At 67.8% G+C, this 24,802-nt stretch carries 21 protein-coding genes and 2 tRNA genes; 20 read left to right on the top strand and 3 right to left on the bottom strand.

Going from position 1 to position 24,802, the window contains the following annotated elements; all coding sequences use genetic code 11:
- The first annotated feature begins 202 nt into the window (after nt 1–202).
- From obgE to G6035_RS20230, 11 genes are all read left to right on the top strand, one after another.
- A complete protein-coding gene (obgE, locus tag G6035_RS15335) occupies nt 203–1,810 on the top strand; it encodes a GTPase ObgE (protein WP_176617966.1) in 1,608 nt (535 codons plus the stop codon).
- A complete protein-coding gene (proB, locus tag G6035_RS15330) occupies nt 1,800–2,951 on the top strand; it encodes a glutamate 5-kinase (protein ID WP_176617965.1) in 1,152 nt (383 codons plus the stop codon). The genes obgE and proB overlap by 11 nt, the downstream gene beginning before the upstream one ends.
- 127 nt (nt 2,952–3,078) lie before the next feature.
- On the top strand, nt 3,079–4,365 hold the full coding sequence (locus G6035_RS15325) for a glutamate-5-semialdehyde dehydrogenase (protein WP_256128039.1): 1,287 nt from the start codon (nt 3,079–3,081) through the stop codon (nt 4,363–4,365).
- A gap of 152 nt (nt 4,366–4,517) precedes the next feature.
- A complete protein-coding gene (locus tag G6035_RS15320) occupies nt 4,518–4,766 on the top strand; it encodes a hypothetical protein (protein WP_176617963.1) in 249 nt (82 codons plus the stop codon).
- Nucleotides 4,767–4,779: 13 nt separating this feature from the next.
- Nucleotides 4,780–5,433: a nicotinate-nucleotide adenylyltransferase gene (nadD, locus tag G6035_RS15315; RefSeq protein ID WP_256128038.1), complete on the top strand. Its 654-nt coding sequence runs from the start codon at nt 4,780–4,782 to the stop codon at nt 5,431–5,433.
- Nucleotides 5,434–5,440: 7 nt separating this feature from the next.
- Nucleotides 5,441–7,042: a hypothetical protein gene (locus G6035_RS20415; RefSeq protein ID WP_176617961.1), complete on the top strand. Its 1,602-nt coding sequence runs from the start codon at nt 5,441–5,443 to the stop codon at nt 7,040–7,042.
- 26 nt (nt 7,043–7,068) lie between these two features.
- Complete coding sequence (gene rsfS, locus G6035_RS15305; protein WP_176617960.1) at nt 7,069–7,479, top strand: ribosome silencing factor; 411 nt, start codon at nt 7,069–7,071, stop codon at nt 7,477–7,479.
- Nucleotides 7,480–7,601: 122 nt separating this feature from the next.
- Nucleotides 7,602–8,291, top strand: a complete 690-nt coding sequence (locus G6035_RS15300) for a histidine phosphatase family protein (protein WP_371131031.1) — start codon at nt 7,602–7,604, stop codon at nt 8,289–8,291.
- Nucleotides 8,292–8,421: 130 nt separating this feature from the next.
- A tRNA-Ala gene (locus G6035_RS15295) sits at nt 8,422–8,497 on the top strand.
- A 48-nt stretch (nt 8,498–8,545) separates the two neighbouring features.
- Nucleotides 8,546–8,621: transfer RNA gene (locus tag G6035_RS15290), tRNA-Ala, on the top strand.
- Nucleotides 8,582–9,220: a YchJ family protein gene (locus G6035_RS20230; RefSeq protein WP_371131032.1), complete on the top strand. Its 639-nt coding sequence runs from the start codon at nt 8,582–8,584 to the stop codon at nt 9,218–9,220. Before G6035_RS15290 ends, G6035_RS20230 begins: the two co-directional genes overlap by 40 nt.
- Nucleotides 9,221–9,229: 9 nt before the next feature.
- Here G6035_RS20230 and G6035_RS15280 read toward each other — a convergent pair whose 3' ends face one another.
- Complete coding sequence (locus tag G6035_RS15280) at nt 9,230–10,219, bottom strand: MIP/aquaporin family protein (protein WP_176617958.1); 990 nt, start codon at nt 10,217–10,219, stop codon at nt 9,230–9,232.
- 182 nt (nt 10,220–10,401) lie between these two features.
- Here G6035_RS15280 and G6035_RS15275 point away from each other — a divergent pair, with 182 nt between their 5' ends.
- Together G6035_RS15275 and G6035_RS15270 are read left to right on the top strand one after the other, a co-directional pair.
- Nucleotides 10,402–11,592, top strand: coding sequence for a class I SAM-dependent methyltransferase (locus G6035_RS15275; RefSeq protein WP_371131030.1), 1,191 nt, complete (start codon nt 10,402–10,404; stop codon nt 11,590–11,592).
- 108 nt (nt 11,593–11,700) lie between these two features.
- The gene (locus tag G6035_RS15270) at nt 11,701–12,966 is read left to right on the top strand and encodes an ROK family transcriptional regulator (protein WP_256128032.1); all 1,266 of its coding nucleotides are present in this window, start codon (nt 11,701–11,703) and stop codon (nt 12,964–12,966) included.
- Nucleotides 12,967–12,971: 5 nt separating this feature from the next.
- Here the strand turns inward: G6035_RS15270 and G6035_RS15265 are convergent, their stop codons facing one another.
- Nucleotides 12,972–13,169, bottom strand: coding sequence for a hypothetical protein (locus G6035_RS15265; protein ID WP_176617957.1), 198 nt, complete (start codon nt 13,167–13,169; stop codon nt 12,972–12,974).
- A gap of 428 nt (nt 13,170–13,597) precedes the next feature.
- Between G6035_RS15265 and G6035_RS15260 the strand changes: the two genes are divergently transcribed.
- From G6035_RS15260 to G6035_RS15245, 4 genes are all read left to right on the top strand, one after another.
- Nucleotides 13,598–14,551, top strand: coding sequence for a methylenetetrahydrofolate reductase (locus tag G6035_RS15260; RefSeq protein ID WP_176617956.1), 954 nt, complete (start codon nt 13,598–13,600; stop codon nt 14,549–14,551).
- Nucleotides 14,552–14,609: 58 nt separating this feature from the next.
- Nucleotides 14,610–16,925, top strand: a complete 2,316-nt coding sequence (gene metE / locus G6035_RS15255) for a 5-methyltetrahydropteroyltriglutamate--homocysteine S-methyltransferase (RefSeq protein ID WP_176617955.1) — start codon at nt 14,610–14,612, stop codon at nt 16,923–16,925.
- Between the two features lie 201 nt (nt 16,926–17,126).
- Nucleotides 17,127–18,776, top strand: a complete 1,650-nt coding sequence (locus G6035_RS20670) for an HNH endonuclease signature motif containing protein (protein ID WP_176617954.1) — start codon at nt 17,127–17,129, stop codon at nt 18,774–18,776.
- 18 nt (nt 18,777–18,794) lie between these two features.
- Nucleotides 18,795–20,234: an aldehyde dehydrogenase family protein gene (locus tag G6035_RS15245; RefSeq protein WP_176617953.1), complete on the top strand. Its 1,440-nt coding sequence runs from the start codon at nt 18,795–18,797 to the stop codon at nt 20,232–20,234.
- A gap of 44 nt (nt 20,235–20,278) precedes the next feature.
- Here G6035_RS15245 and G6035_RS15240 read toward each other — a convergent pair whose 3' ends face one another.
- Nucleotides 20,279–21,211 (bottom strand): LysR family transcriptional regulator, encoded by a 933-nt coding sequence (locus G6035_RS15240; RefSeq protein ID WP_176617952.1) that lies wholly within the window; start codon nt 21,209–21,211, stop codon nt 20,279–20,281.
- Nucleotides 21,212–21,690: 479 nt separating this feature from the next.
- On the opposite strand from G6035_RS15240, the gene nrdH reads away from it, so the two are divergent.
- The 3 genes from nrdH to nrdE all read left to right on the top strand — a co-directional run bounded on the left by nrdH (nt 21,691) and on the right by nrdE (nt 24,681).
- On the top strand, nt 21,691–21,945 hold the full coding sequence (gene nrdH, locus G6035_RS15235; protein WP_176617951.1) for a glutaredoxin-like protein NrdH: 255 nt from the start codon (nt 21,691–21,693) through the stop codon (nt 21,943–21,945).
- Nucleotides 21,946–22,069: 124 nt separating this feature from the next.
- A complete protein-coding gene (gene nrdI, locus G6035_RS15230) occupies nt 22,070–22,546 on the top strand; it encodes a class Ib ribonucleoside-diphosphate reductase assembly flavoprotein NrdI (RefSeq protein WP_176617950.1) in 477 nt (158 codons plus the stop codon).
- Between the two features lie 14 nt (nt 22,547–22,560).
- Nucleotides 22,561–24,681, top strand: a complete 2,121-nt coding sequence (nrdE, locus tag G6035_RS15225) for a class 1b ribonucleoside-diphosphate reductase subunit alpha (RefSeq protein WP_176617971.1) — start codon at nt 22,561–22,563, stop codon at nt 24,679–24,681.
- Nucleotides 24,682–24,802: the final 121 nt, after the last annotated feature.

The raw sequence follows: 24,802 nt of genomic DNA, 5'->3' as shown, positions 1-24,802 counted from the left end.
GGGCGCGGGCCGGCCGCCCCGCTCCACTGTGTTTTTAACAGGCAGCTTTTTAACAGGCAGAGTTTTTAACAGGCAGCGTGTGACACGCTGCCTGGCGCGTGTGGCAGCCAGCGCCCAACGCGGCCTGCCGGCGTCGGCGCCGCCAAAGAGGCGCAGACTAGAATGTAACTGCGCAACGGCAGTACTAATCAAGGAGATCCCATTGGCCAGCTTTGTTGACCGGGTTGTTTTGCATGTATCCGGCGGGACAGGCGGCCATGGCTGCGTTTCTGTCAAACGCGAGAAGTTCAAGCCGCTGGGCGGGCCCGACGGCGGCAAGGGCGGGGACGGCGGGGACGTCATCCTGCGCGTGAGCGCCCAGACCACCACCCTGCTGGACTACCACCACGCCCCCCACCGCAATGCCGGCAACGGGGGCCCGGGCATGGGCGATTGGCGCGACGGCAGGATTGGCGAGACCCTCGTCCTCGACGTGCCGGACGGCACCGTGGTCAAGGACAAGGCCGGAACGGTCCTGGCCGACCTCGTGGGCGTCGGCACCGAGTACATTGCCGCGGCCGGCGGGCAGGGCGGGCTGGGCAATGCGGCCCTGTCCTCCCAGAAGCGCAAGGCCCCCGGCTTCGCCCTGCTCGGCGTGGAGGGGGACCAGCGGGACATCGTCCTGGAACTGAAGTCCATCGCCGACATCGCCCTGGTCGGCTTTCCCTCGGCCGGAAAGTCCAGCCTGATCGCCGCCATGTCCGCCGCACGGCCCAAGATTGCCGACTACCCCTTCACCACCTTGGTGCCCAACCTCGGCGTGGTCCAGTCCGGTGACGTCCGCTTCACCATCGCCGACGTCCCGGGGCTGATCGAGGGCGCCAGCGAAGGCAAGGGCCTGGGCCACAACTTCCTGCGCCACGTGGAACGCTGCGCCGCCCTGGTCCATGTCCTGGACTGTGCCGCGCTGGAACCGGACCGCGACCCCATCTCCGACCTGGCCGTCATCGAGGCGGAACTTGACCGCTACGCCGTGGACATGGGCTTTGCCGGCCCCGACGGCGAGGTGGTGCCACTGAACGCCAGGCCGCGCCTGGTGGCGTTGAACAAGGTGGACGCCCCGGACGGGCGCGACATGGCCGAGTTCGTCAAGGGCGACCTGGAAGCCCGCGGATACCGCGTGTTCGAGGTGTCCGCGGCCAGCCACGAGGGCCTGCGCCAGCTCGGCTTTGCCATGGCCGAGATTGTCCAGGAAGCCCGCGACGCCGTGGCCGCCGCCCCCGTCAAGGCCGCCCCCGTGGTGCTGCGGCCGCGCGCCGTGAACGCCACCCCGTTCACGATCCGCCGTGAAGAAAAGAACCTGGAGCCGCTGTTCCGGGTCATCGGCGAAAAGCCCGAACGCTGGGTCCGCCAGACCGACTTCCAAAATGAGGAGGCCATCGGCTACCTCGCCGACCGCCTGGCCAAGGCAGGGGTGGAAACAGGCCTGTTCAAGGCCGGTGCCACGCCCGGTGACACCGTGGTCATCGGCGAGGACGACGGCATGATCTTTGACTGGGAACCGACCATGATGGGAGGTGCCGAGCACCTGGCCGCGCCCCGCGGCACCGACCTGCGCCTGCTGGACCTGGGCGACCGGCCCACCCGCGCCCAAAAGCGTGAAGAGCAGCAGGAACGCCGCGACGCCAAGGCCGCCGCCCGTGCCGAGCTCGAAGCCGAGCGCAAGGCCGGCATCTGGACCGAATCGACCAACCGCAAGCACGCCAGGGACGCCGTCATCCAATCCGACCTTGACGCCAACGGCGGTGCATCGGACGACGATGAGCTCTAGCGGGCTGGCCGCACGGGCCAACGCCGGCACCCGCCGGGCGATCGCCTCCGCGGCAAGGATTGTGGTCAAGGTGGGTTCCTCGTCGCTCACGTCCGTGGCCGGCGGCATCTCCGAGGTGGCGCTGAAAAACCTGGTCGACGTGCTGGCGCGCCGTCGCCTGGAGGGCACCGAGGTCATCCTGGTCTCCTCCGGCGCCATCGCCGCCGGGCTGCTGCCGCTGGGCCTCTCGCGGCGCCCCAAGGACCTGGCCACGCAGCAGGCGGCGGCCAGCGTGGGCCAGGGCCTGCTCATGGCCCACTACAACCGGGCCTTCATCAGCCACGGCGTCACGGTCTCCCAGGTGCTGCTGACCTCCGAGGACCTCACCCGGCGCAGCCAGTACGTCAACGCCCACCGTGCCCTGGAACGCCTGCTCCACCTTGGGGTGGTGCCCGTGGTGAACGAAAACGACACCGTGGCGACCCACGAAATCCGTTTCGGCGACAACGACCGCCTGGCCGCGCTGGTGGCCCACCTGGTCAAGGCCGACGCCCTCGTGCTGCTCTCCGACGTCGACTCCCTGTACGACGGCCCGCCCGCCGACGGCGCCCGGCGCATCAGCCACGTGGATTCGCCCGAAGACCTCGAAGGCATTGTCATCGGCAGCGCCGGCAAGGCAGGCGTGGGCACCGGCGGCATGGCCACCAAGGTCCAGGCCGCCCTGATCGCCGCAGAGACCGGCATCCCGGCCCTCGTCACGTCCACCGAAAACGCCGCCGCCGCCCTGGCCGGGGACGACGTCGGCACCTGGTTCAGCATCAACGGCAGCAAGCGCCCCGTCCGGCTGCTGTGGCTGGCCCACCTCGCCGACATCCGCGGGCGCCTGGTGCTTGACGACGGCGCCGTCCGTGCCGTGTGCGAACGGCACAAATCGCTCCTGCCCGCCGGCATCACCGCCGTCAGCGGCGACTTTGAGGCCGGCGACGCCGTGGAGCTCGCCGACTCGGCCGGCACCGTGGTGGCCCACGGCCTGGTCAACTACCAGAGCGCGGACCTGCCACAGATGCTGGGCCGCTCCACGAAGTCGCTGGCCAGGGAACTGGGCCGGGAGTACGAACGCGAGGTGGTCCACGTGGACGACCTCGTCCAGGTCCACGCCTGAGCACCCCGCCGGATGGCCCGCTGCTTGCCTTCCCCATGGGGGCCGGCCGGCCGCCTGTGGAGCGGGCCGCGTAACGTATGCCGCCGTGCCCTAGACTGGTGGCATGAGCGAGCAGATTGTTGAACAGATGACGGACGCCTCGGACGGGAACGCGTCGGCGGCCGCCGCCGAGGTGCGCGGCATCACCGAACGGGCACGCCGCGCCTCGCGACGCATGGCCGGAGCCAACCGCGCCTGGAAGGACAGGGGGCTGCGCGCCATTGCCGCGGCCCTGCTGGAAAACCAGGACAACATCCTGGCCGCCAACGCCAAGGACGTGGCCGCCGGGCGTGCCAACGGGACCTCCGCCGCCATGCTCGACAGGCTGTCACTGACCCCCCAGCGCATCGAAGGGCTCGCAGCGGCCCTGGAAAACCTCGCCACCCTGCCGGACCCCGTGGGGAACGTGGTCCGCGGCCAGACCCTGCCCAACGGCCTGCGCATGCGCCAGGTCAATGTCCCGATGGGCGTGGTGGCCGCCATCTACGAGGCCCGGCCCAACGTCACCGTGGACATCGCCGGGCTGGCCCTCAAGAGCGGCAACGCCGTGATCCTGCGCGGCGGCACCGCCGCGGCGCACACCAATGAAGCGCTGCTGGACATCCTCCGCGACGCCCTCGACTCCGTCAAGCTGCCGGCCGACGCCGTCCAGTCCGTTGACAAGTACGGCCGTGAGGGTGCCAACCTGCTCATGAAGGCCCGCGGCCAGGTGGACGTGCTCATTCCCCGCGGCGGGCGCGAGCTCATCCAGACCGTTGTGCGGAACTCTGCCGTTCCGGTCATTGAAACCGGCGAAGGCAATGTGCACATCTTCATCGACGCCAGCGCCAAGGAGGAAATGTGCGTGAACATCCTCCTCAACGCCAAGACCCAGCGCCCCAGCGTCTGCAACACCGTCGAGACGCTGTTGGTCCACAAGGACTCCACCGTGGCCCCGGCCGTCCTGAAGGCCCTGTCCGACGCCGGGGTGCGCCTCCACGTGGACGGGCGCATCGCCCCGCTGGTCCCCGCCGGGGCAACCAGCTTCCCGGCCACCGACGAGGACTGGGCCACCGAGTACATGGACCTTGACCTGGCCGTCAAGATGGTGGACTCGCTGCCGGAGGCCGTCGCGCACATCCGCCAATGGAGCACGGGGCACACCGAGGCCATCCTCACCAACGACCTCGCCAACGCCGAGACGTTCATTGCCGAGATTGACTCGGCCGCCGTCATTGTCAACGCCAGCACCCGCTTCACCGACGGCGGGGAGCTGGGACTCGGCGCCGAGGTGGGGATTTCCACCCAGAAGCTCCACGCACGGGGCCCGATGGGGCTCAGCGAACTGACCACGACCAAATGGATTGTCCAGGGCGAGGGGCAGGTCCGCGGCTGACAACGGGGTCCCGGAACCGGGAAATCGGCCCGGACAGCGTGGCCGGTGCGGCAGCGGCAGCGGATACCACGTACCATTAGAGGGAATCCACGCAACGAACGGCAGGGTGCACTTTTCAAGGGCATCCGGCCACCAACCCTAGGGGAGAAATAATGCTGACCCAGCTTGCCGGCGTCGTCCTTGCCGAAGCAGCCGCACATGAAGAGCCGTGGCCGTTGATTGCGCCTCCGTATGTGATCGGCGGGACCGTTCTGGCCATCCTGCTGGTGCTGATGTTCATCTGTGTTTCCTTCATGAACCTCGGAAACCGCCATGAGCCCGTTGAGGCTGCGGACAACCCCCACAAGCAGCACACCAACAAGCACATGCACCACGAGGGCCAGGTGTCCTCCGATCACTGAGGACCCGCGCACGCTGCCCCCTGCAGGGGGCAGCGGCGGCCGTCTCCGGGTTGGAGTCATGGGTGGCACGTTTGATCCAATCCACCATGGACACCTTGTCGCAGCCAGCGAGGTTGCGAGCGTCTTCAAGCTGGACGAAGTAATTTTTGTGCCCACGGGGGAGCCGTGGCAGAAGGCGAAGCGAAAGGTCAGTGCGGCCGAACACCGCTACCTGATGACGGTGATTGCCACCGCCGCAAACCCCCAGTTCACCGTCAGCCGGGTTGACATTGACCGGCCGGGGCCCACCTTCACCATTGACACGCTGCGCGACCTGAAGCGGATGCGCCCGCAGGCGGACCTGTTCTTCATCACCGGTGCGGACGCCATGGCGCAGATCATGTCATGGAAGGACAACGAGGAATTGTGGAACCTGGCACACTTCGTCGGCGTGACCCGGCCGGGTCACGTACTCGACGACATGGGCAGGTCCGACGTAAGTTTGTTGGAAGTGCCCGCCATGGCCATCTCGTCCACGGACTGCCGCACCAGGGTCAAGGAACACAATCCGGTCTGGTACCTGGTGCCGGACGGGGTGGTGCAATACATTGCCAAATACGGGCTGTACGTCCAGCCGGACAGCGATACGGGCGCAAGGGCCCTGCCGGTGACTTCTAGTACTGAATGAGTAAGTGATGAGCAAGGATCAGGAGCCGGTTCGCAGCCGCAGGCAACTGCGGGAGGCGAACGTGGCGCAAACGCAGGGCGCACCGGGGAAGGCCCCGGTGCCCATTGTGGCTGCCCCCTCGACCGCCGATGTGGAGCGCCGCGGCCGGCGTACCCAACCCGGTGCGCCTGTTGATGCGGGAGCGAAGGGGACGCCCGCGGCCGGGGGACCCGCACCAAGTGCTGCGCAGGCCACCCCCGCCAACCGCGGTGCCGCACCCGCCCCGCGCGAACGCCAGTCCCAGACCCGCGCCCGTGACCGGGCGGCCCTGCGGGCCTACAAGGAGCTCGTGGACGCGGCGCCGGCGCAGCAGAATCCGCTTCCCTCACGCCGCGCCCTGCGCCAGGCCCAGCTCGACGCCGAGCGCGCGCCGGTCACCAGCATCACCCCCGTCGTCCAGCCCGCCAAAGCGCCCGCGCAGGCCAAGGCCGTGCCGCCCACCGCACCCGCAGCCGGGCCGGCAGGACCTGCCCGGCCCGCAGCCACCGCCGCCCCCAAGCCTGGCGGCAAGCCTGCCCCGGGGACCGTGGGCAAGCCCGCCGGTGCGCCCGCCGCCAAGGCCGCCCCGGGAGCCGGAACAGCAGCCCCTGACGCCGCAGCCCCCGGGAACGAGGCGCCGCACCGCGCCCGCATGGGCCGCAGGGCCTCCGCCGCCGCCCCGGACTCGCCGGCGCCCGCCGCCGGGACGCGGGGCGCCGCCCCCACGGCGGGCCGCCCGCCGGCCCAGCGCCCGGACACGGGTGCCCTCCCGGCCCGGCAGAATCCCGCCACCGGTTCGGTCCCGGCCCAGCGCCCGGCCCGGCCCGTGCCGGGAATGCCCTACCCCTCGGTCTCCGTAGGTCCCCGGACACCCTCCGGCCAGGCGCCGAGCACCGAGGAACTGCGTCTGTTGGCCGAACAGCGGGCACAGTCGGACCGTGCCGCCATCCTGGACCAGCGCGCCCAAGCCCGCGAACGGCTGGCGCAGGAGAGCGCAAAGTCCCGGCGCGAGCCGGCCGACCCCACGGCCACCAACAACTTGGCCATGGTCACACCCATCGAGTTTGTCGAGGTGCCAGGGGCAGACAGGCCCGTCATGCGCCCGCCGTCGACCACCCACGTGCCCATCGTCACCCGTTCCACGCCCAGGCTGGCACCGTCCCGCAGGCCCCAGGCCGGCAAGCAGGCAGCCGGCAAGGCGGCCGCGGGTAAGCCTGCCGCAGGCACAACAAACCAAGCGCCGGACCCCAACGCGGAGCGTTTTGACGCTGCCCTGGCCGCCCGGTCCGTGCACCGGCCGGGGCCGGGCAGCCGCCCGCTCACGGGAGGGCGCAGCGGCACGCTTCAGCGTGCGGAGGCGATGGCCGGCGTCGTCCGTCCAGGGGCGGCGGTGCAGGCGGCTGCCGTGACCCGGACACAGATGCCCCCCATGCCCGCCGACTACGCCCACGGGCTGGAGCCGCTGGACGCCGTCACCGCCGGCCTGGGACGCACCCAGCGCAACCTGCTCATCCAATGGGGCAGCATCATTCTTGGCGGTGCGGCACTGGTTGTCGGTGCCGTCATGTTCATCACCGCGCTGGCACACTAGCGCCGGACCGACCAAAGGACAATTTAGTGACCGCAACACAACACTCGATCGAGGTGGCCCGGGCAGCAGCGCGGGCGGCGTCGGACAAGCTCGCCCAGGACCTCATCGCCCTGGATGTGAGCGACCGGCTGGCCATTACGGACATCTTCTTCATCGCCTCCGCCCCCACCGAACGCCAGGTCAACGCCATCGTGGACGGCATCGAGGACGAGCTGCACAAGTTTGACTTGCGCCCCGTACGCCGCGAAGGCCGCTCGGGGGGACGCTGGGTGCTGCTGGACTACGCCGACATCGTGGTGCACGTCCAGCATGAGGAAGACAGGATCTTCTACGCCCTGGAGCGCCTCTACGCCGACTGCCCCGTGGTGGACCTGCAACTGCCCGAGTCCGATCCCTCGGTCAAGCAGGACGCCGCCCAGGGTGTGGACGCCGGGTAGTTCCCATCAACACCGAACCTGGGGCGTCCGCCGTACCGGAGCCCGCCGCCGCACCGGGGCAGGAGCCTGCCCTGCGGACACCGGCACAATCCGTCCTTCAGCCCGCCGGCCCACGCCGCAGGGTGATCTTTTGGCGGCACGGGCGCACCAGCTGGAATGCGGCGCGGCGTTTTCAGGGCCAGAGCGACATCCCCCTTGACGAGGTGGGCGCCGGCCAGGCAGAGCGCTCCGCGGCCTTGCTGGCCGGCAAGCTGGCCGCCCTGCCCGGCCCGGGCGCGGTAAGGATTGTCTCCTCCGACCTGTCCCGGGCCTTCGCCACGGCGCAGGCCCTTGCGTCGCTGACCGGGGAAGCCATCACGGTGGACGCGCGCCTGCGTGAAACGTACGGCGGACGCTGGGAGGGGCTCGCCTTCGAGGAGATTGAGCGGGCCTATCCGGCGGAGATCAAGCTCTGGCAGCTCGATGAACCCAACGTGCGCGCGGGCGGCGGCGAGACCAGGCGGGAGGTGGCCGGGCGCATGGTGGCGGCCATCCTGGACGGGATTGACGCCATGCCCGAAGGCGGCACCCTGGTGGTGGCCACGCACGGCGGGGCCACCCGCGTGGGCCTGGCCAAGTTGCTGGGACTGCCCGAGGAACTGTGGCGCACCCTCTCGGGGCTGTCCAACTGCCATTGGTCCGTGGTGGAGCAGTCCCAGCCGTCGCTGGCCGGGGCCAGCGAATGGCACTGGCGCCTGACTGAACACAACGTGGGCACCCTGCCCCAGCCGTTCGAGGCGCCCGAAGACCTGGCCGAACCCGTCGAGGATTAGCTCCATGACGGGCCAAAACCGGAGGGGTTCCGGGGGATTGCGGCCCGATTTGGCAACCTGAAGAAACGTGTTCTAGGATAGACAAGTTGCTTCGGCCAAGACCGAAAGGTCAAGGAAAAAGCAAGTGTTTGGGGCTGTGGCGCAGCTGGTAGCGCACCTGCATGGCATGCAGGGGGTCAGGGGTTCGAGTCCCCTCAGCTCCACCAAACACACCACGGAATCCGGGGTGGTTTGCAATTGAATATCCAATGTTTGGGGCTGTGGCGCAGCTGGTAGCGCACCTGCATGGCATGCAGGGGGTCAGGGGTTCGAGTCCCCTCAGCTCCACCAAATCAAGGAAGTCCGCATGCTGTCCCCGGCATGCGGACTTTTTTGTCTGCCGCGCACCGGGTGCCGTCACCGGCATCGCTGCAAGCCGTAGCGCCGCCCGCCGGGGCGCGCATTCAAACAATGGAAGAATGGTGGCCATGTGCACTTGCGCCCCGGCCGGCCCCCGGCACCCCAACCAGCGGCTTCCTTCCCCAGCAGGTTCCCCCCGCCCGGTGCCTGCCGTGAGGTGCCCCTGCAACAGCGGCGACACGCTTGAGGCGTGTTGTGGAAGGTTCCTTGACGCGCCGGCCGGCACACGGTTTGCCCCCACGGCCGGGGCCCTCATGCGCTCACGCTATACGGCCTTTGCCACCGGCAACGCAGCGTACCTGCTGCGCACCTGGCACCCGGACACCCGCCCGGGGAGCGTGGGCCTGGACCCGGGCCAGCAGTGGTACCGGCTGGACATCCTTGACACCGTCCGCGGCGGCCCCCTGGACCACGACGGCATTGTTGCGTTCCGGGCGCACTTCCGCGCCGGGGGCGCCCGGGACAGCCTCCTGGAAACCAGCCGTTTTGTGCGGATCGGCAGGCAGTGGCTGTACGTGGACGCCCTGTAGCTCCGGGCGTCAGTCCTCTTCGGCGGTGCCCCCGGTGTCGGTGGAGCGGCCCGTCTCGGGGTTGCGTCCGGTCTCCGGGGCTTCGGCCAGCGCCCGGCGGGCGTGCAGGATGTCGCCAATGAACCAGTCGTAGAGGATGACGCCGACCACGCCGCCCACGAGCGGGCCGACTATCGGCACCCAGAAGTACCAGCTGTACGCACCGGGAATGCCGCTTGCCGTCCCCGGCAGGGCCACGTCGCCCCAGCCGGCCATCCAGGCGAACAGCCGCGGCCCAAAATCACGGGCCGGGTTGATGGCGTATCCGGCGTTGGCACCAAAGGACATGCCGATGGCCGCCACGGCCAGGCCGATCATGAGCGGCGCCATGCTGGCCTTGACGGCTGCGTTCCGGGCGTCAACGATGGCCACGACGAGGATCACCAGCAGGGCGGTGCCGACCACCTGGTCGATGAACGGGATGGTGAGGTTGCCGTTGAAGTAGGGTGCCGGGAAGGTGGCGAAGATGGAGAAGGTGATGAAGCCCTTTCCGGAGTCCCTGGGCTGGTCCCCAAGGGCCTTGTTAAACGCGTCGATGGCGTTGTAGTACACCAGGTACAGCAACGCGGCGGCGGCAAACGCGCCCACCACCTGGGAGACGATGTAGGGAATGACCTTGTTCCAGGCGAATTTCCGCCGAACGGCGAAGGCCAGCGTGACGGCAGGGTTGATGTGGGCCCCGCTCACGCCGCCGGCCACATAAACGCCCATGGTCACGGCCAGGGCCCAGCCCCAGGTGATCAGCAGCCAGTCTCCGGCGCCTTGGAAGAAGATGTTGGCGCCGGCGGTGCGCCCGCTGCCAGGCAGTGCGGCCACGGCCATGGCGACCACACCGTCGCCAAAAAGTATCAGGACGAAGGTGCCAAGAAACTCGGCCAGGCATTCGCCCCACAAACCGCCCACACGCTTGAGCCCGCTGCCGTTGCGTACGGTGTTTCGCAGTGGCGTGATTTCGCTCATGGTAACCCCTTAAGTCGTCTTTGACGGCGACATCGCTGTTGACTTGAGTGCTTGAGTGACTGATTTGATTCTAGGACGGATGTGATGTATTGCACATGTCGACTTTGTCACACGGGGCCGGGCGGGCGGCGCGGCTAAACTTGGTGCGGGCCCCGGCGCCGGGGCCATTGTGAAGGGGCACCATGAGCAGCATGCAGGATCCCGGCCCGGGCGGACCGGCCACCGCGAGCTTTGATTTCCCCGCATTGCGGCGCTTTCCGGACATTGAGGCCCCCAACCTTTACGCGCACGACGCCACGGATGAGTTGATCCTGGCCGGGGCCGCGGACCGCCTGGCGGCACTCGCCGGCACACACGACGGCGGTTCCCTGGCCGTTGTGGGCGACCGTTACGGTGCGCTGGCCCTGGGCGCGGCGGCCCGGCACGGCCTGGCCGGCATCCGTGTCCACCAGGATGCGCTGTCCGGTGAGCTGGCAGCGGCCAACAACGCCGAACGGCTGGGGCTCGGAGGCCGCCACGTGTCCATGCCGCTGGTGCCCGGCCTGTTTTCCGGAGCCACGGTGGTCCTGTGGCAGCTGCCGCGGAGCCTGGACGAGCTGGCCGAGACGGCGGCACTGATCCGCACCCACGCCGCACCGGGCGTGCAGGTGGTGGCGGGCGGACGCGTCAAGCACATGACCCTTGCCATGAACGAGGTCCTGGGCAGCCACTTCCACCACGTAGTGCCCGGCCGGGCCTGGCACAAGTCCCGCCTGCTCATGGTGGACGGGCCGCGGGAGGGGGTGCCGGCACCGGACTTTCCGCGCAAGGAGTTCAACGCTCACCTGGGCCTGTGGCTGTGCGCCCACGGGGCAACGTTCGGCGGCACCAAACTCGACCTGGGCACCCGCTTCCTGCTCGACTTCCTGCCCCGGATGCGCCCCGCCGCCACCGCCGTCGACCTTGGCTGCGGCAACGGCACCATCGCCGCGGCCTTGGCGACGGCGCGCCCCGGGTTGCAGGTCTGGGCAACGGACCAGTCGGCCGCTGCCGTGGCCTCTGCAGCGGCCACGGCAGCGGCCAACGGGCTGGGGGCGCAGGTCACGGTGGTCCGCGACGATGCCCTGGCACGCTTCCCGGCCGGTTCGGCGGAGCTGGTGGTGCTCAACCCGCCGTTCCACGTCGGTGCCACCGTCCATGCCGGGATCGCACTGAAGCTCTTTGACGCGGCGGGCCGGGTCCTGGCGCCCGGCGGCGAGCTGTGGACCGTGTACAACCGGCACCTTGACTACCGCCCCCAGCTGCAGGGCCGCGTGGGTGCCACGGAGGTGATGGGGCGCAACAGCAAGTTCACGGTGGCGCGCTCCGTGGCCGGCTGGGGATCCCGGGGCTGAGGACCCCGGGCCGTGGCGTGCAGCACAGCCTTCATGCGAGGAGGTAGTGTTTCAGCGGAGGGAGTTGGGGCCTCGCCGCCAACCCGTTCCGTCATTCTCAAGGAGTCAATGTTGGGTGTTCCCGAGGCCACGGCGCCGCAGCGGCGCCGCGGCACCAACCTGCCCAAAATGGGCGATTTCAACCAGGCCGTCATCCTGGACTCCATCCGGCGCTCGGCGGAGGGGCTGAGCCGGGTGGAGCTGGCAGGATCGGCCGGGCTCGCCGCCCAAACCGTCTCCAACATTTGCCGCCGGCTGCTCGATGCCGGGCTGATCATGGAGGCCGGCAAGGAAGCCTCGGGCCCCGGCAAGCCCCGCACCATCCTGCGGCTGAACCCGAAGGGGATGTTCGCCGTCGGCGTCCACATCGACCCGGCCGTCACCAGCTTCGCCCTGGTGGATGCTGCCGGCACGGTGGTCGAATCCCTGGAGCAGCCCACCGACCTTGACAGCGCACCCGAAGCCGCTGTCGCCGCCATGGGTGGGCAGATCCGGGCGATCATTGAGCGCTCCGGCGTCGACCAGCTGCGCATCGCCGGGGTGGGGGTGGCCACGCCGGGCCCCATCGACGCGGCCAGCGGCACCGTGGTGGATCCGCCGCACATGCCCGGCTGGCTGAGGGTGCCGGTGCGCAGCATCCTGCAGGAGGCCACGGGGCTGCCCGTCGTCATGGACAAGGATGTTACGGCCGCCGTGGTGGCCGAACTGTGGACCGGGGCCACGGGGACCGCGGCAAGCCTCGTCTACATCTACATCGGCACGGGCATCGGCGCCGGGCTCATCCTGGGCGACGAGGTGGTCCGCGGCTCCTCGGGCAACGTGGGCGAGATTGGCCACATCATCACCGACCCGGACGGCGCGGAATGCGACTGCGGGCGCCGCGGCTGCGTCAAGGCCACCTGCATGCCTGAAACGCTTGTGGCCGAAGCCCGGGCGCTGGGCGTGCTGCCCGCAGTCGACCCGCAGAACCCGGCCGGACTGCAGGCGGACCTGGCTGCCGTCGCGGCAGCCGCCCAGGACGGCAACGCCGGTGCCGCCGGCGTCCTGGCCCGCTCCGCCCGCCGCATGGCCGGCGTCGTCTCGGTGCTGGCCAGCCTGCTGGACGTGGAAAGGGTGGTCTTTGGCGGGCCGTTCTGGCCGCCGCTGGCCGCCACCTACCTGGCGCAGGTGCCGGAAATCGTGCAGCAGCTCAGCGTGACCAGCGACGTCCACGCCCTCGACATCGCCGGCACGCAGCTGTGCCCCGGCGAGGAGGCCGTGGGCGCGGCCTGCCTCGTCATGGAAAAGACCTTCAGCCCCAACGCGGCCCGGCTGCTCCTGGACGCCAAGGGCTGAGGCTCCTAGTCCGAATCCTCGCGGACCTGCCCAAACGGGATGGCGTCATCCAGGTGCGCCTGGACGCCGTGCGGCAGCTGGACCACCTTCACCCCGTGGAGCTGGTCCGCCGCCGACTGCCGCAGGATGGGCAGCACGGTTGCCGTGAAATCCTCGTCCTTGCCCTCAAGGTACGCCAGGTATGACTCTGGTAACTGTTTCATGACCCCACAGTAGCGCCGGCCCGGCGGGGTGGACAGGGCCTGGCGAAAGTTCTTTCGACAGTGTGCGCAGGCATTGAAATCCGTACTTAATTCGGTTACACCGCCTGCCATGGCCGGTCCACGGTCCAAATTATTGGTCACAATCGGTAAAAAGCAGGAAAAATTCGGCATCCGCCTTGTCGCCGGCCGTTTGGCTGCATAGTGTTGGCAGTGCGTACTTTTCTCAACGTGTGTCAGCGACCCTTCGCATGAGCAAGGGTGTGGGTGCCCCCATGTGGGCCTGACATTTGCTTGACGGAACACCGCCGCGCATTGCACCCCTCGTGGGTGCAGCGCCGTGTCTCCGCCGCCACTTCAACGACAAACCGTCCTGCCCCGGTGTTCTAGGCACCACAGGGTTGGGCCGACCCCTCGCCAAGGAACAGCAAATGTCCCCACCCCCTCCAGCACTGGCGCCCCCTGGCGCAAGTGCACCCATCGCGCTCTCCTACGAGCTCTTTCCACCCCGCAACCCAACGGCCTCGGCGTCCCTGTGGGACACCATCCGCGAACTTGAAGGAACCAGGCCGGACTACGTCTCCGTCACGTACGGGGCCAACGGCAGCAACCGGGACACCGCGGTCGAACTGCTCAACCGGCTCCTGACCGAAAGCACCCTGCGGCCGCTGGCCCACCTGACGTGCGTCGGCAACACGGCCGCCGAGCTGGCCGGGATCATCTCCGAACTGCTGGACCACGGCGTGCGCGGCATCCTCGCCCTGCGCGGGGACCTGCCCCGCGACCCCGCCGGGATTCCGCAGGCCGGATCCCCACGCTACGCCCAGGACCTGGTCGAACTGATCCGCCGCGTTGAGCAGGGCCGGTCCGCCCTGCTGTGCGCCGGCCGCGTGGCCATCGGTGTCGCGGCCTACCCGGCCAAGCATCCGGAGTCCCCGTCCGTGGAACACGACCTGGAAGTGCTGCTGGCCAAGCAGCGCTCCGGTGCCGACTTTGCCATCACCCAGGTGTTCTTCCACGCCGAGCAGTACCGCGACCTGGTGGTCCGCGCCCGCCGGGCCGGCGTCACCATCCCCCTGATTCCCGGCGTCATGCCGCTCACCAGCCTGCGGCGCCTCAAGCGCCTGGCCGAGCTGACCGGCGTCGAGCCCGCCCCGGGGCTGCTGGACGCGCTGGGGCGCGCCGCCGACGCCACCGCGGCGCGGCGGATCGGGGTGGCGGCCACGGTGGACCTGGCCCGGGCCGCACTCGATGCCGGGGCGCCCGGCATCCACCTGTACACCTTCAACGAACACGCCGCCGCGCTGGACGTGCTGGACAAGCTCCAGCTGCCGCGCCCTGCGCCGCTGCGGCGGCCGGCACAGCCTGAACTTGTGCGGGCATAAAACCCTTTGTGCACCCCCGCCTTGGCATTGACAACCCATTTACCCTAAGGAACCTCCCATGAGCAACACCCCCGCCTTCCCCGCCGCCTCCCTGCTTGGCTACCCGCGCATCGGCCGCCGCCGCGAACTGAAAAAGGCCGTCGAAGCGTACTGGACCGGCCAGATCGATGAAGCCGCCCTGGACGCCGCCGCCCGCGACATCCAGCTCGGCGCCGCCCGCCGCCTCCTGGACCTGGGCCTCACCGAAGCCGCCGCCGTCCCCGGCACGTTCTCCTTCTACGACCAGGTGCTCGACGCCACCACACACGTCGGCGCCGTCCCGGCCCGCTTCGGCGAGCTGCGCAACGCCGCCGGCGAACTGGACCTCAACGCCTACTTCACCCTGGCCCGCGGCACCAAGGAACAGCAGCCACTGGAAATGACCAAATGGTTCGACACCAACTACCACTACCTGGTGCCGGAAATCGGCCCGGAAACCACCTTCTCCGTGACATCCAACCGCATTGTGGAGCAGTTTGAGCTGGCCCGGGCCAACGGCATTGAGACCCGGCCCTACCTGGTGGGCCCGGTGACGTACCTGCTGCTGAGCAAGGCCTCCGACGACGCGCCGGCCGGCTTCTCACCGCTGTCCCGCCTGGCAGACCTGCTGCCCGTGTATGCCGAACTGCTCACGCGGCTGGCGGCAGCGGGCGCCACCTGGATCCAGCTGGACGAGCCGGCCCTCGTTGCCGACCAGGACGTGCCCGTCGCGGAACTCCAGGCCGCCGTGGTTCGGGCCTACGAGGTCCTGGCCTCGGCGCCCGAACGCCCGGCCATCCTGGTCTCCACCCCCTACGGCGCACTGGGCGAACTGCTGCCGACGCTCGCCGCCACCGCCGTCGAGGCCATCCACCTCGACGTCTTCAAGGGCGCCCTGCCACCCGCTGCGGACCTGGCCCTGCTGGCCGGCAAGACCGTGGTTGCCGGCGTGGTGGACGGCCACAACATCTGGCGCAACGACCTGGCTGAATCCGCAGCCAGGCTGGATGCGCTCAAGGCCGCCGGCCTTGTGGTGGCCGTCTCCACCTCGACCTCCACGCAGCACGTCCCGCATGACGTCGAGGAGGAGACCGAGCTTTCGGCCGAACTGCGCAGCTGGCTGGCATTCGCTGACCAGAAGGCCGGCGAAGTGGTGACGCTCGCCGCCTATGTGGGGGACCCGGCGTCGGCCGCCACCGCCATTGCCGAAGCCTCCGCCGTGATCGCCTCCCGCGCCGCAGCCACCGGCGTTAAGCGTCCCGCCGTGCGCGCCCGGCTCGCCGCCCTGACGACGGCGGACTTCAACCGCTCCGACTACGCCGTGCGCGAGGCGGCGCAGCTGCAATCGCTGCAACTTCCGCCGCTGCCCACCACCACCATCGGATCCTTCCCCCAGACAGGCGAAATCCGCGGCGCCCGCGCCCGCGCCCACAAGGGCACCATCACCGGCGAAACCTACACGCAGCTGATGAAGGACGAGATCAAGCGCGTCGTGGGCCTGCAGGAGGAGCTCGGCTTTGACGTGCTGGTGCACGGCGAACCCGAACGCAACGACATGGTCCAGTACTTTGCCGAAAACCTGGAGGGCTTCGACGTCACGGTGCACGGCTGGGTGCAGTCGTACGGCAGCCGCTGCACGCGCCCGTCCATCCTGTGGGGCGACGTCACCCGCGAGAAGGCAATTACGGTGGAATGGGCCGCCTATGCGCAGTCGCTGACGGCCAAGCCCATGAAGGGCATGCTCACCGGCCCCGTCACGATCCTGGCCTGGAGCTTTGTCCGCGACGACCAGCCGCTGGGCGAGACCGCCAACCAGGTGGCCCTCGCACTGCGGGACGAGATCGCGGACCTCGAGGCGGCCGGCATCAAGGTCATCCAGGTTGACGAGCCCGCCCTGCGCGAGCTGCTGCCGCTGCGCCGCGCCGACCAGCCCGACTACCTGGACTGGTCCGTGAACGCCTTCCGCCTGGCCACCGCGGGCGCCGCCGACAGCACCCAGGTCCACACTCACCTGTGCTACTCGGAATTCGGCGTGGTCATCGACGCCATCGATGGGCTGGATGCCGACGTCACCTCCATCGAGGCCGCCCGCTCGCGCATGGAAGTTGTCAACGACCTGGAAAGCCACGGCTTTGGCCGCGGCGTGGGCCCGGGCGTGTACGACATCCACAGCCCCCGCGTCCCCGGCCAGGCGGAGGTCGCCGAACTGCTCGGCAAGGCGGTCAGCCACGTGCCCGCCCGCCAGCTCTGGGTCAACCCGGACTGCGGCCTGAAGACCCGCGGCTACGCCGAGACCGAGGAGTCCCTGCGCAACCTGGTCGCCGCCACCCGGGAGGTCCGCGCCCAGCTGGTGTAGGCACCCGGGCCTGTCATACGACGGCGGTCCGTGCCTCCCGTGGGGGAGTCACGGGCCGCCGTCGTGCATTCACGGGCCTAATGGGCCCCGGGCATTCAGCAGGGGCGCCGCCTCCCCAGCCGGTGCCGGCATGGCAGTTGTGCACAGAACGGGGGACGGGGGCTTCCGGGCCGCACCGCGTGCGGCAATGTTGGATGGCGGGTGGTTCGTGAACCGCAGGGAACCAAGGAGGTGTGCGGCGTGGAGGTGCCTGGGTGGCTGGAAGAAGCGGGCTGGGACGGCGGGGGAGCCGGTGTTTCCCCGGTCGGTGCCGCCGGTGCAGCACAAGAGGCGGACGCGTGGTCCCTGCCCGGTTCGGCGGCCGCCCTGGTGGAACATGCCCGCCACTTCACCGCGGCCGTGGCGGAGGGGCTCGGCGCACCGCTGCTGGAGCTGACGGACCATCAGTTCGCGGATGCGGTGCAGCTGGCAGCCCAGGCCCGCCCCGGGGACCCGATTGCCGTGGACGGGCAGGTGCGGGACGCCGTCGGCGCCGCAGGTGCAGCCTTGATAGATGCCATCCGGGAGCTGGAAAACGTCAAGAACGCGGCAGCCGGGGCCCAGGCGAAGGCCGAGGTCTTGTTCGGGGTCATCGAAGCGACCCGGCAGGCGCAGCTGGGGATCAGGGGGAGTGCCTTGGGCAGGGGGACCGTGTTGGCCGTGGCACTGGCCCGCAGGGAGTCCCAATGGACAGCCGGCAGGCATGTCGCCTCGGCCACCCGGATTGTGCGGGAAATGCCCCGGACGCTCGAAGCATGTTCGAACGGCGTTCTAACAGAGCGCAGGGCTGCCATCATTGAAGCGGGCACCGAATTTCTCACCCCGGACCAGCGGCACGCCGTGGACGAGGCCATTGCCGGTGACGCGGCGACGCTCGAATCCATGGGGGACAGGGAACTGGATGCCGCCGTCAAGCAGATGGCGTACGAGTTTGACTGCAACGCTTTCACCAAGCGCCTGCACAAGGCGGAGTCGGAACGCCATGTCAGCCTGAAGCCGGAGGCGGACGGCATGGCCGCGTTGAAGGCCTTCCTGCCGCTCAAGCAGGGGGTGGCAGTCCTGAAGGCACTGAAAGCCGTGGCGGACTCGGCCCGCAATGCCGGGGACAAGCGCACCCAGGGGCAGCTCATGGCGGACGTGCTCACACACCGGCTGCGGCAGCACCTTCCCTGTCAGGGCGCAGAGGGCGCACCGGAGAAGAAACCACGGGCAGCAGGGGACAGCGGATGCCTCACGGCAGGGGAGGCCGAAATCCACCTCGACCTGATCATGACGGACAGGGCCTTGTTCGACGGCGCGGACGACCCCGCGATCCTCACCGGCTTCAGCCCCGTTCCCGCGGCCGCCGCGAGGGCAATGGTCACCAACACGGCGGGCCAGGCACAGGTATGGTTGCGACGGCTTTACACGCATCCGGAATCCGGCAGCCTCATGTCCATGGATTCCCGGAGCAGGCTGTTCCCCGAGGTCATGAAGCGGTTCCTGTTCGACCAGGACCAGTTCTGCGCCAACCCGTGGTGTGGCGCGCCCATCAGGGACTACGACCACATCAAGTCGTTCATGGCGGGAGGCTCCACCACCGTTTCCAACGGCCAGGGACTGTGCCAACGCTGCAACCTGGCCAAGGAAGTGCCCGGATGGAGCAGCGAGGCCGCCACCGGGGCCGACGGGCGGCCCGTTACCGTCACGCGGACGCCCACCGGCCACAGCTACAGCTCGGCCAAGCCGGTGCTGCCGGGAACGGTCCGTCGTGGCAGGCCCCCGGGGAGTGCAGCCTCCACCGCCTCCGATCCACCAGCTCAAGGGCCGTAGCACGGGTACATTGAGACCATGAGCACACAGGCATCCCGCCCAGGGAGCATCCGCGACGCCGTCACTGCCGCGCGGTCACTGTTCGCCACGGGGGCAAGCAAACCCCTGGCCTGGCGGCTGGACCGGCTCAAGGCAATGAACCAAATGCTCCTGGACCATCGGGACGACTTCAGCTCCGCGCTCGCAGCCGACCTCGGCAAGCATCCAGCCGAGGCCTGGCTGACAGAGATTGGCTTCCTCACCGCCGAAATCTCCCACACCGCCAAGCATCTGCAACGGTGGCTCGCGCCGCAAAGGGTGGAGGTCCCGCCGGCACTCCAGCCGGCCAAGGCCCACACCGTGCTCGAACCTTTGGGCGTTGTGCTGGTCATTGCACCGTGGAACTACCCCATCCAGCTGCTCCTGGCCCCCGTTATCGGTGCGCTCGCAGCCGGTAACACGGTGGTGGCCAAGCCGAGCGAAATGGCGCCCGCCTGTTCCGCCGCCCTGGCGCGGTGGGTCCCTGAGTACCTCTCCGGTGCCGTCACCGTGGTGGAAGGCGGGGTGCCGGAAACCACGGAGCTGTTGGCGGAACGGTTCGACCATATTTTTTACACCGGAAACGGGCGGGCGGGACGGATTGTCATGGAGGCCGCGGCCAGGCACCTGACCCCGGTGACCCTGGAACTGGGCGGCAAGTCCCCGGTGTACATTGACGACACCGTTGACATGAAGGCTGCAGCTGCACGAATTGCGTGGGGGAAGTTCATGAACGCGGGCCAGACGTGCGTGGCGCCGGACTACGTCCTGGGCACGCCCGGTGCCCTGGCCCGGCTGGCCAGGGAGCTTGGCAAGGCCATCCTGGCCCAGCACGGGGATGATCCTGCCCACAGCCCTGCCTATGGACGCATGGCCACCGACGCCGCCTTCGCCCGTGTAGCCGGGATGCTGGAACAGGACCTGAGGCACGGGGAAGGTTCCCGGCTGGTGATTGGCGGACGCCATGAGGCAGCCACCCGGTACATCGAGCCGACCGTGGTCCATGTGGGATCCGGCGCCGCACTCATGAAGGAGGAGATCTTCGGGCCCGTCCTGCCACTGGTCACCGTGGAGTCGGCGCAGGACGCCATCAACTTCATCAACGTCCGCGACAAGCCGCTGTCGTTGTACGTCTTCAGTTCAGACACCGGCGTGCGGGCGGCCTTTACGCAACGGACGTCATCCGGCGCGCTGAACTTCGGCGTGCCCGTGGCCCACCTTTCAGTTCCAGGACTGCCCTTTGGCGGGGTGGGGGCCAGCGGCATGGGCAATTATCACGGACAACATTCAGTGCACACCTTCTCCCACCGGAAGCCTGTGCTGGACAAGCCGCTGTCGCCGGACACCCTCGCCCTGGTCTATCCACCCTATGGTGCCTTGAAGCGGCAGGTCATCACGCGCCTCGTGGCCCCTGCGAAGAGACGACTGCGCGCCAGGTAGCATGCCGGCTGCGGCACGGCGTCGATCCAGCATGGAACGTGTGCCTATGCGGGAGTGTCCAGCGAGCTGGTGCGTGTCAGTTCGCCGAGGATGCCGGATATTTTGTCCATGAACACCTCGGTCCGCGGCGTGTGCCCGTCATTGATCAGCAGGGCGAATATATTGCGCGCCAGGCGGATTTCCGGGACGTCGAGCACCACCACGTCATCCGGCCGGCGGGTCAGCGCCAATTCCGGGACCAGGGCCGCGCCCAGGCCAACGGAGGCCAGCTGCAGGCTGGCATTGAAGTCGTCGCTGTAGGCCGCCACGCGCGGATGCAGGTTGCAGCTGGCAAAAAGCCGCTCGATCACCGTCGCGTCGGAGGTGCCCGGGTGGTGCATGATCCAGGGCATGTCTGAAAGTTGTCCCGCTTCCACGCTGGCGCCGGGTCGGATGCCCCAGGACTTGGGCAGCACGACGCGGAAATTGTCGTCGCCCACCCACTGCCGGTTGATCGTGTGCGGCCACGCCAGCCCGGACTGGCCCACCTGGTAGACGAGTGCGACGTCCAGTTCGCCGCCGCTGCGCAGCCCGGAGATGGTTTGCTGCGGCTCGCCCACCGAAACGTGGAGATTGATGCCCAGGCCGGGCCAGTCGGGGCTGCGCAGCAGGCGGGGGAGCACATATGTTGCCAGCGACGGAAAAATGCCCAGCCGCAGTTCCTGGCTGGTTCCCTGCTCCGTGCGGGCACTGGCGGCCAGCAGGGCATCGATGTCGGTCAGGACCTTGGCGGCGTGCCGGCTCATCACCAGCGCGGCTTCCGTCGGGGTGACACTGCGGGCGGTGCGCTGGAAGAGGGACACGCCGGCGTCGCGCTCCAGGGCCGACATCTGCTGGGAGACGGCGGACGCCGTGTACCCCAGCACGGTGGCGGCTGCGGCAAAGGAACCGCGGCGGACCACCTCCAGCAGCGTCTTCAGGTGGATCGGGTTGATCACTCCATGTCCCTTCCCGCACCGCGCAGGGCGCCCGGTGATTTCGCGCAGCGACGTCTTCGCTGGGCCGGCCGGTCCTGCAAGCATATGTGCGCCGTGCCCCGGTCCACACCGTCCCGCACACCTTGCGGCACGACACGCCGGACCCGCACGACACGCCGCCTGGATTTAAGTGCTCAACTACTCCACAGCCTGTGGACAGAGGGACCTTAAACGTTGGAATCCTGCGCTTTTAATCCGCCGGGCCTGTGGACTACCGGTGCATAAAATGACATACTTGTAATACATCATCTTGGGGTCGTTCCCGGGAGCGTGCACTACATGTAGTATCGAGTACAGCAATTCAAGCAGTTCGGAAAGTCATCCGGAACGCTGGCGAGGCCAAGGGCAACAGCTGTCAGGCCCCTCCGACAGCGGGCGCGCCGTACGCGGGACGCGAATGCCAATTCCACACCGTTTTTTATGACAAGGGGACCTCGATCATGACCGTCACGGTTTACACCAAACCCGCCTGTGTTCAGTGCAACGCCACCTACCGTGCACTGGACAAAAAGGGCATCACGTACCAAAGCGTGGACATCACTGAGGATCCCGCGGCGCTGGAACGCCTGCTCAGCCTGGGCTACCAGCAGGCGCCCGTCGTGATTACGGATGCCGACCACTGGTCCGGCTTCCGTCCGGACAAGATCGCCGCCATCGCCCAGGCCGGTGGGAGCGAAGCGTCGAACGTAGCTTGAGTTCCGGCGGGCCAGGTGCCTCCCGGACCACAAAATTTCATGTGCCGCATGGGCACAAGGGTGGGGCTGACCGTCGAATGGTCGGCCCCACAACAGCAAGGAAACACACCAGGAAGCGATGACCATGTCAGCCGTTGCAGCAACACCAGCTGCGAGCCGGGAAACCGGAAGGCATACCGGCAGCAGCCTGATCTACTTTTCGTCAATTTCCGCCAACACGCACCGCTTTGTTGGCAAACTCAACATGGAGGCGGCGCGCCTGCCGATCCACACCCGCGAGGACACCCTGGTGGCGCATGCGCCATACGTCCTGGTCCTGCCCACCTACGGCGGGGATTCAGGGCACGGAGCCGTCCCCAAGCAAGTCATCAAGTTTCTCAACGTACCCGGCAACCGGGCACTGATCCGCGGCGTCATCGGCGCCGGCAACACAAATTTTGGTGAAACCTACTGTCTGGCCGGGGACATCATCTCGGTCAAATGCCAAGTACCGCATCTCTACCGTTTTGAATTGATGGGCACGTCGGATGACGTGGACCGCGTTCACGAAGGATTGGAAGAATTTTGGACACGATTGTCTCAGCAGCAGACGCAGCCGTGAAGTCGAACAAGGACATGCCGGCAGCATGGGAAGGACTCGGTTACCACGAGCTGAACGCCATGCTCAACCTGTACAACTCCGAGGGCAAGATCCAGTTCGACGCCGACCGCGCCGCCGCCCGCCAGTACTTCCTGCAGCACGTGAACAACAACACGGTGTTCTTCCACGATCTGGAAGAGAAACTGGACTACCTGGTCAAGAACGAATACTACGAGCGCGAAACGCTTGACCAGTACACGATGAACTTCATCCGCGACCTCTACAACCACGCCTACAAGAAAAAGTTCCGCTTCGAGACGTTCCTGGGTGCGTTCAAGTTCTACACGTCCTACACCTTGAAGACGTTTGACGGCAACCGGTTCCTGGAGCGCTACGAGGACCGCGTCTGCATGGTGGCCCTGCACCTGGCCCGCGGAAACGAGCAGCTGGCCGTCAAGATGGTGGACGAAATCATCGAGGGCCGCTTCCAGCCCGCCACGCCGACATTCCTGAACGCCGGCAAGAAGCAGCGTGGCGAATTGGTCTCCTGCTTCCTGCTGCGCATCGAGGACAACATGGAGTCCATCGGGCGCTCCATCAACTCGGCCCTGCAGCTGTCCAAGCGCGGCGGCGGCGTGGCCTTCGCCCTGACCAACATCCGCGAGGTGGGCGCCCCCATCAAGCAAATCGAGAACCAGTCCTCGGGCGTGATCCCCGTCATGAAGCTCCTTGAGGACAGCTTCTCCTACGCCAACCAGCTCGGTGCCCGCCAGGGTGCCGGGGCCGTGTATCTGCACGCCCACCACCCGGACATCAACCGCTTCCTGGACACCAAGCGCGAGAACGCCGACGAGAAGGTGCGCATCAAGACCCTCTCGCTGGGCGTCGTGGTTCCGGACATCACCTTCGAGCTGGCCAAGCGCGACGAGGACATGTACCTGTTCTCCCCGTACGACGTCGAAAGGGTCTACGGCGTGCCGTTCTCCGACATCTCGGTCACCGAGAAGTACTACGAGATGGTGGACGACGCCCGCATCAAGAAGACCAAGATCAAGGCCCGCGAGTTCTTCCAGACCCTCGCCGAGATCCAGTTCGAGTCCGGCTACCCGTACATCATGTTTGAAGACACCGTCAACCGGGCCAACCCGATCGACGGCAAGATCATCATGAGCAACCTGTGCTCGGAAATCCTCCAGGTTTCCGCGCCCACCAGCTACCACGACGACCTTTCCTATGACGAGACCGGCAAGGACATTTCCTGCAATCTGGGCTCGCTGAACATCGCCAAGACGATGGATTCCCCGGACTTTGGCAGCACCATCGAAACGGCCATCCGCACGCTGACCGCCGTCTCCGACATGTCCCACATTGCTTCCGTCCCCTCCATCGCGAAGGGCAATGACCAGTCGCACGCCATCGGGCTGGGGCAGATGAACCTGCACGGCTACCTGGCCCGCGAGCGGGTCCACTACGGCTCCGAAGAGGGCCTGGACTTCACCAACATCTACTTCTACTCCGTGCTCTACCACGCGATCCGGGCCTCGAACCTGATCGCGAAGGAGACCGGCTCGACCTTCGCTGGCTTTGAAAAGTCCAAGTACGCCTCCGGCGAGTTCTTTGAGAAGTACACCGAGCAGGAATGGATTCCCCAGACCGCCAAGGTCGCAGGATTGTTCGAAGGCATCCACATCCCCACCCAGGATGACTGGCGTGAGCTGAAGGCGTCCGTCATGGAGCACGGCATCTACAACCAGAACCTGCAGGCCGTCCCGCCCACGGGTTCCATCAGCTACATCAACAACTCCACGTCCTCCATCCACCCGGTGGCGTCGAAGATCGAAATCCGCAAGGAAGGCAAGCTGGGCCGGGTGTACTACCCGGCCCCGTACCTGACCAACGACAACCTGGATTACTACCAGGACGCGTACGAGATCGGCTACGAGAAGATCATCGACACGTACGCGGCCGCCACCCAGCACGTTGACCAGGGCCTGTCCCTGACGCTGTTCTTCAAGGACACCGCCACCACGCGCGACATCAACAAGGCCCAGATCTACGCCTGGCGCAAGGGCATCAAGACCATCTACTACATCCGTCTCCGCCAGCTCGCGCTGGAAGGGACGGAGGTGGAAGGCTGCGTTTCCTGCATGCTGTAGCAACCGTTGTGCCTAGCCATCGGATGGATCCTGGCTTGAAACAGCAAAACTGAAGAGCACGACGGCGGGCGCCTCCCGCCGTCGTGCCTTTGGCTTAAGATTGATTAGGCCCCCGGGCCCC

It is taken from the genome of Arthrobacter sp. SDTb3-6, from assembly GCF_013376095.1.
Classification (GTDB): Bacteria; Actinomycetota; Actinomycetes; order Actinomycetales; family Micrococcaceae; genus Specibacter.
The sequence above is the reverse complement of the archived record's forward strand: the minus strand, read 5'-3'. Positions and strand labels throughout refer to the sequence as shown.

Coding starts and splice junctions, on each gene's coding strand:
- proB (WP_176617965.1), top strand. CDS start 1,800: ATGAGCTCTAGCGGGCTGGCCGCACGGGCCAACGCCGGCACCCGCCGG.
- G6035_RS15325 (WP_256128039.1), top strand. CDS start 3,079: ATGACGGACGCCTCGGACGGGAACGCGTCGGCGGCCGCCGCCGAGGTG.
- G6035_RS15320 (WP_176617963.1), top strand. CDS start 4,518: ATGCTGACCCAGCTTGCCGGCGTCGTCCTTGCCGAAGCAGCCGCACAT.
- G6035_RS20415 (WP_176617961.1), top strand. CDS start 5,441: ATGAGCAAGGATCAGGAGCCGGTTCGCAGCCGCAGGCAACTGCGGGAG.
- G6035_RS20230 (WP_371131032.1), top strand. CDS start 8,582: ATGCAGGGGGTCAGGGGTTCGAGTCCCCTCAGCTCCACCAAATCAAGG.
- G6035_RS15280 (WP_176617958.1), bottom strand. CDS start 10,219: ATGAGCGAAATCACGCCACTGCGAAACACCGTACGCAACGGCAGCGGG.
- G6035_RS15275 (WP_371131030.1), top strand. CDS start 10,402: ATGAGCAGCATGCAGGATCCCGGCCCGGGCGGACCGGCCACCGCGAGC.
- G6035_RS15270 (WP_256128032.1), top strand. CDS start 11,701: ATGTTGGGTGTTCCCGAGGCCACGGCGCCGCAGCGGCGCCGCGGCACC.
- G6035_RS15265 (WP_176617957.1), bottom strand. CDS start 13,169: ATGAAACAGTTACCAGAGTCATACCTGGCGTACCTTGAGGGCAAGGAC.
- G6035_RS15260 (WP_176617956.1), top strand. CDS start 13,598: ATGTCCCCACCCCCTCCAGCACTGGCGCCCCCTGGCGCAAGTGCACCC.
- metE (WP_176617955.1), top strand. CDS start 14,610: ATGAGCAACACCCCCGCCTTCCCCGCCGCCTCCCTGCTTGGCTACCCG.
- G6035_RS15245 (WP_176617953.1), top strand. CDS start 18,795: ATGAGCACACAGGCATCCCGCCCAGGGAGCATCCGCGACGCCGTCACT.
- nrdH (WP_176617951.1), top strand. CDS start 21,691: ATGACCGTCACGGTTTACACCAAACCCGCCTGTGTTCAGTGCAACGCC.
- nrdI (WP_176617950.1), top strand. CDS start 22,070: ATGTCAGCCGTTGCAGCAACACCAGCTGCGAGCCGGGAAACCGGAAGG.
- nrdE (WP_176617971.1), top strand. CDS start 22,561: ATGCCGGCAGCATGGGAAGGACTCGGTTACCACGAGCTGAACGCCATG.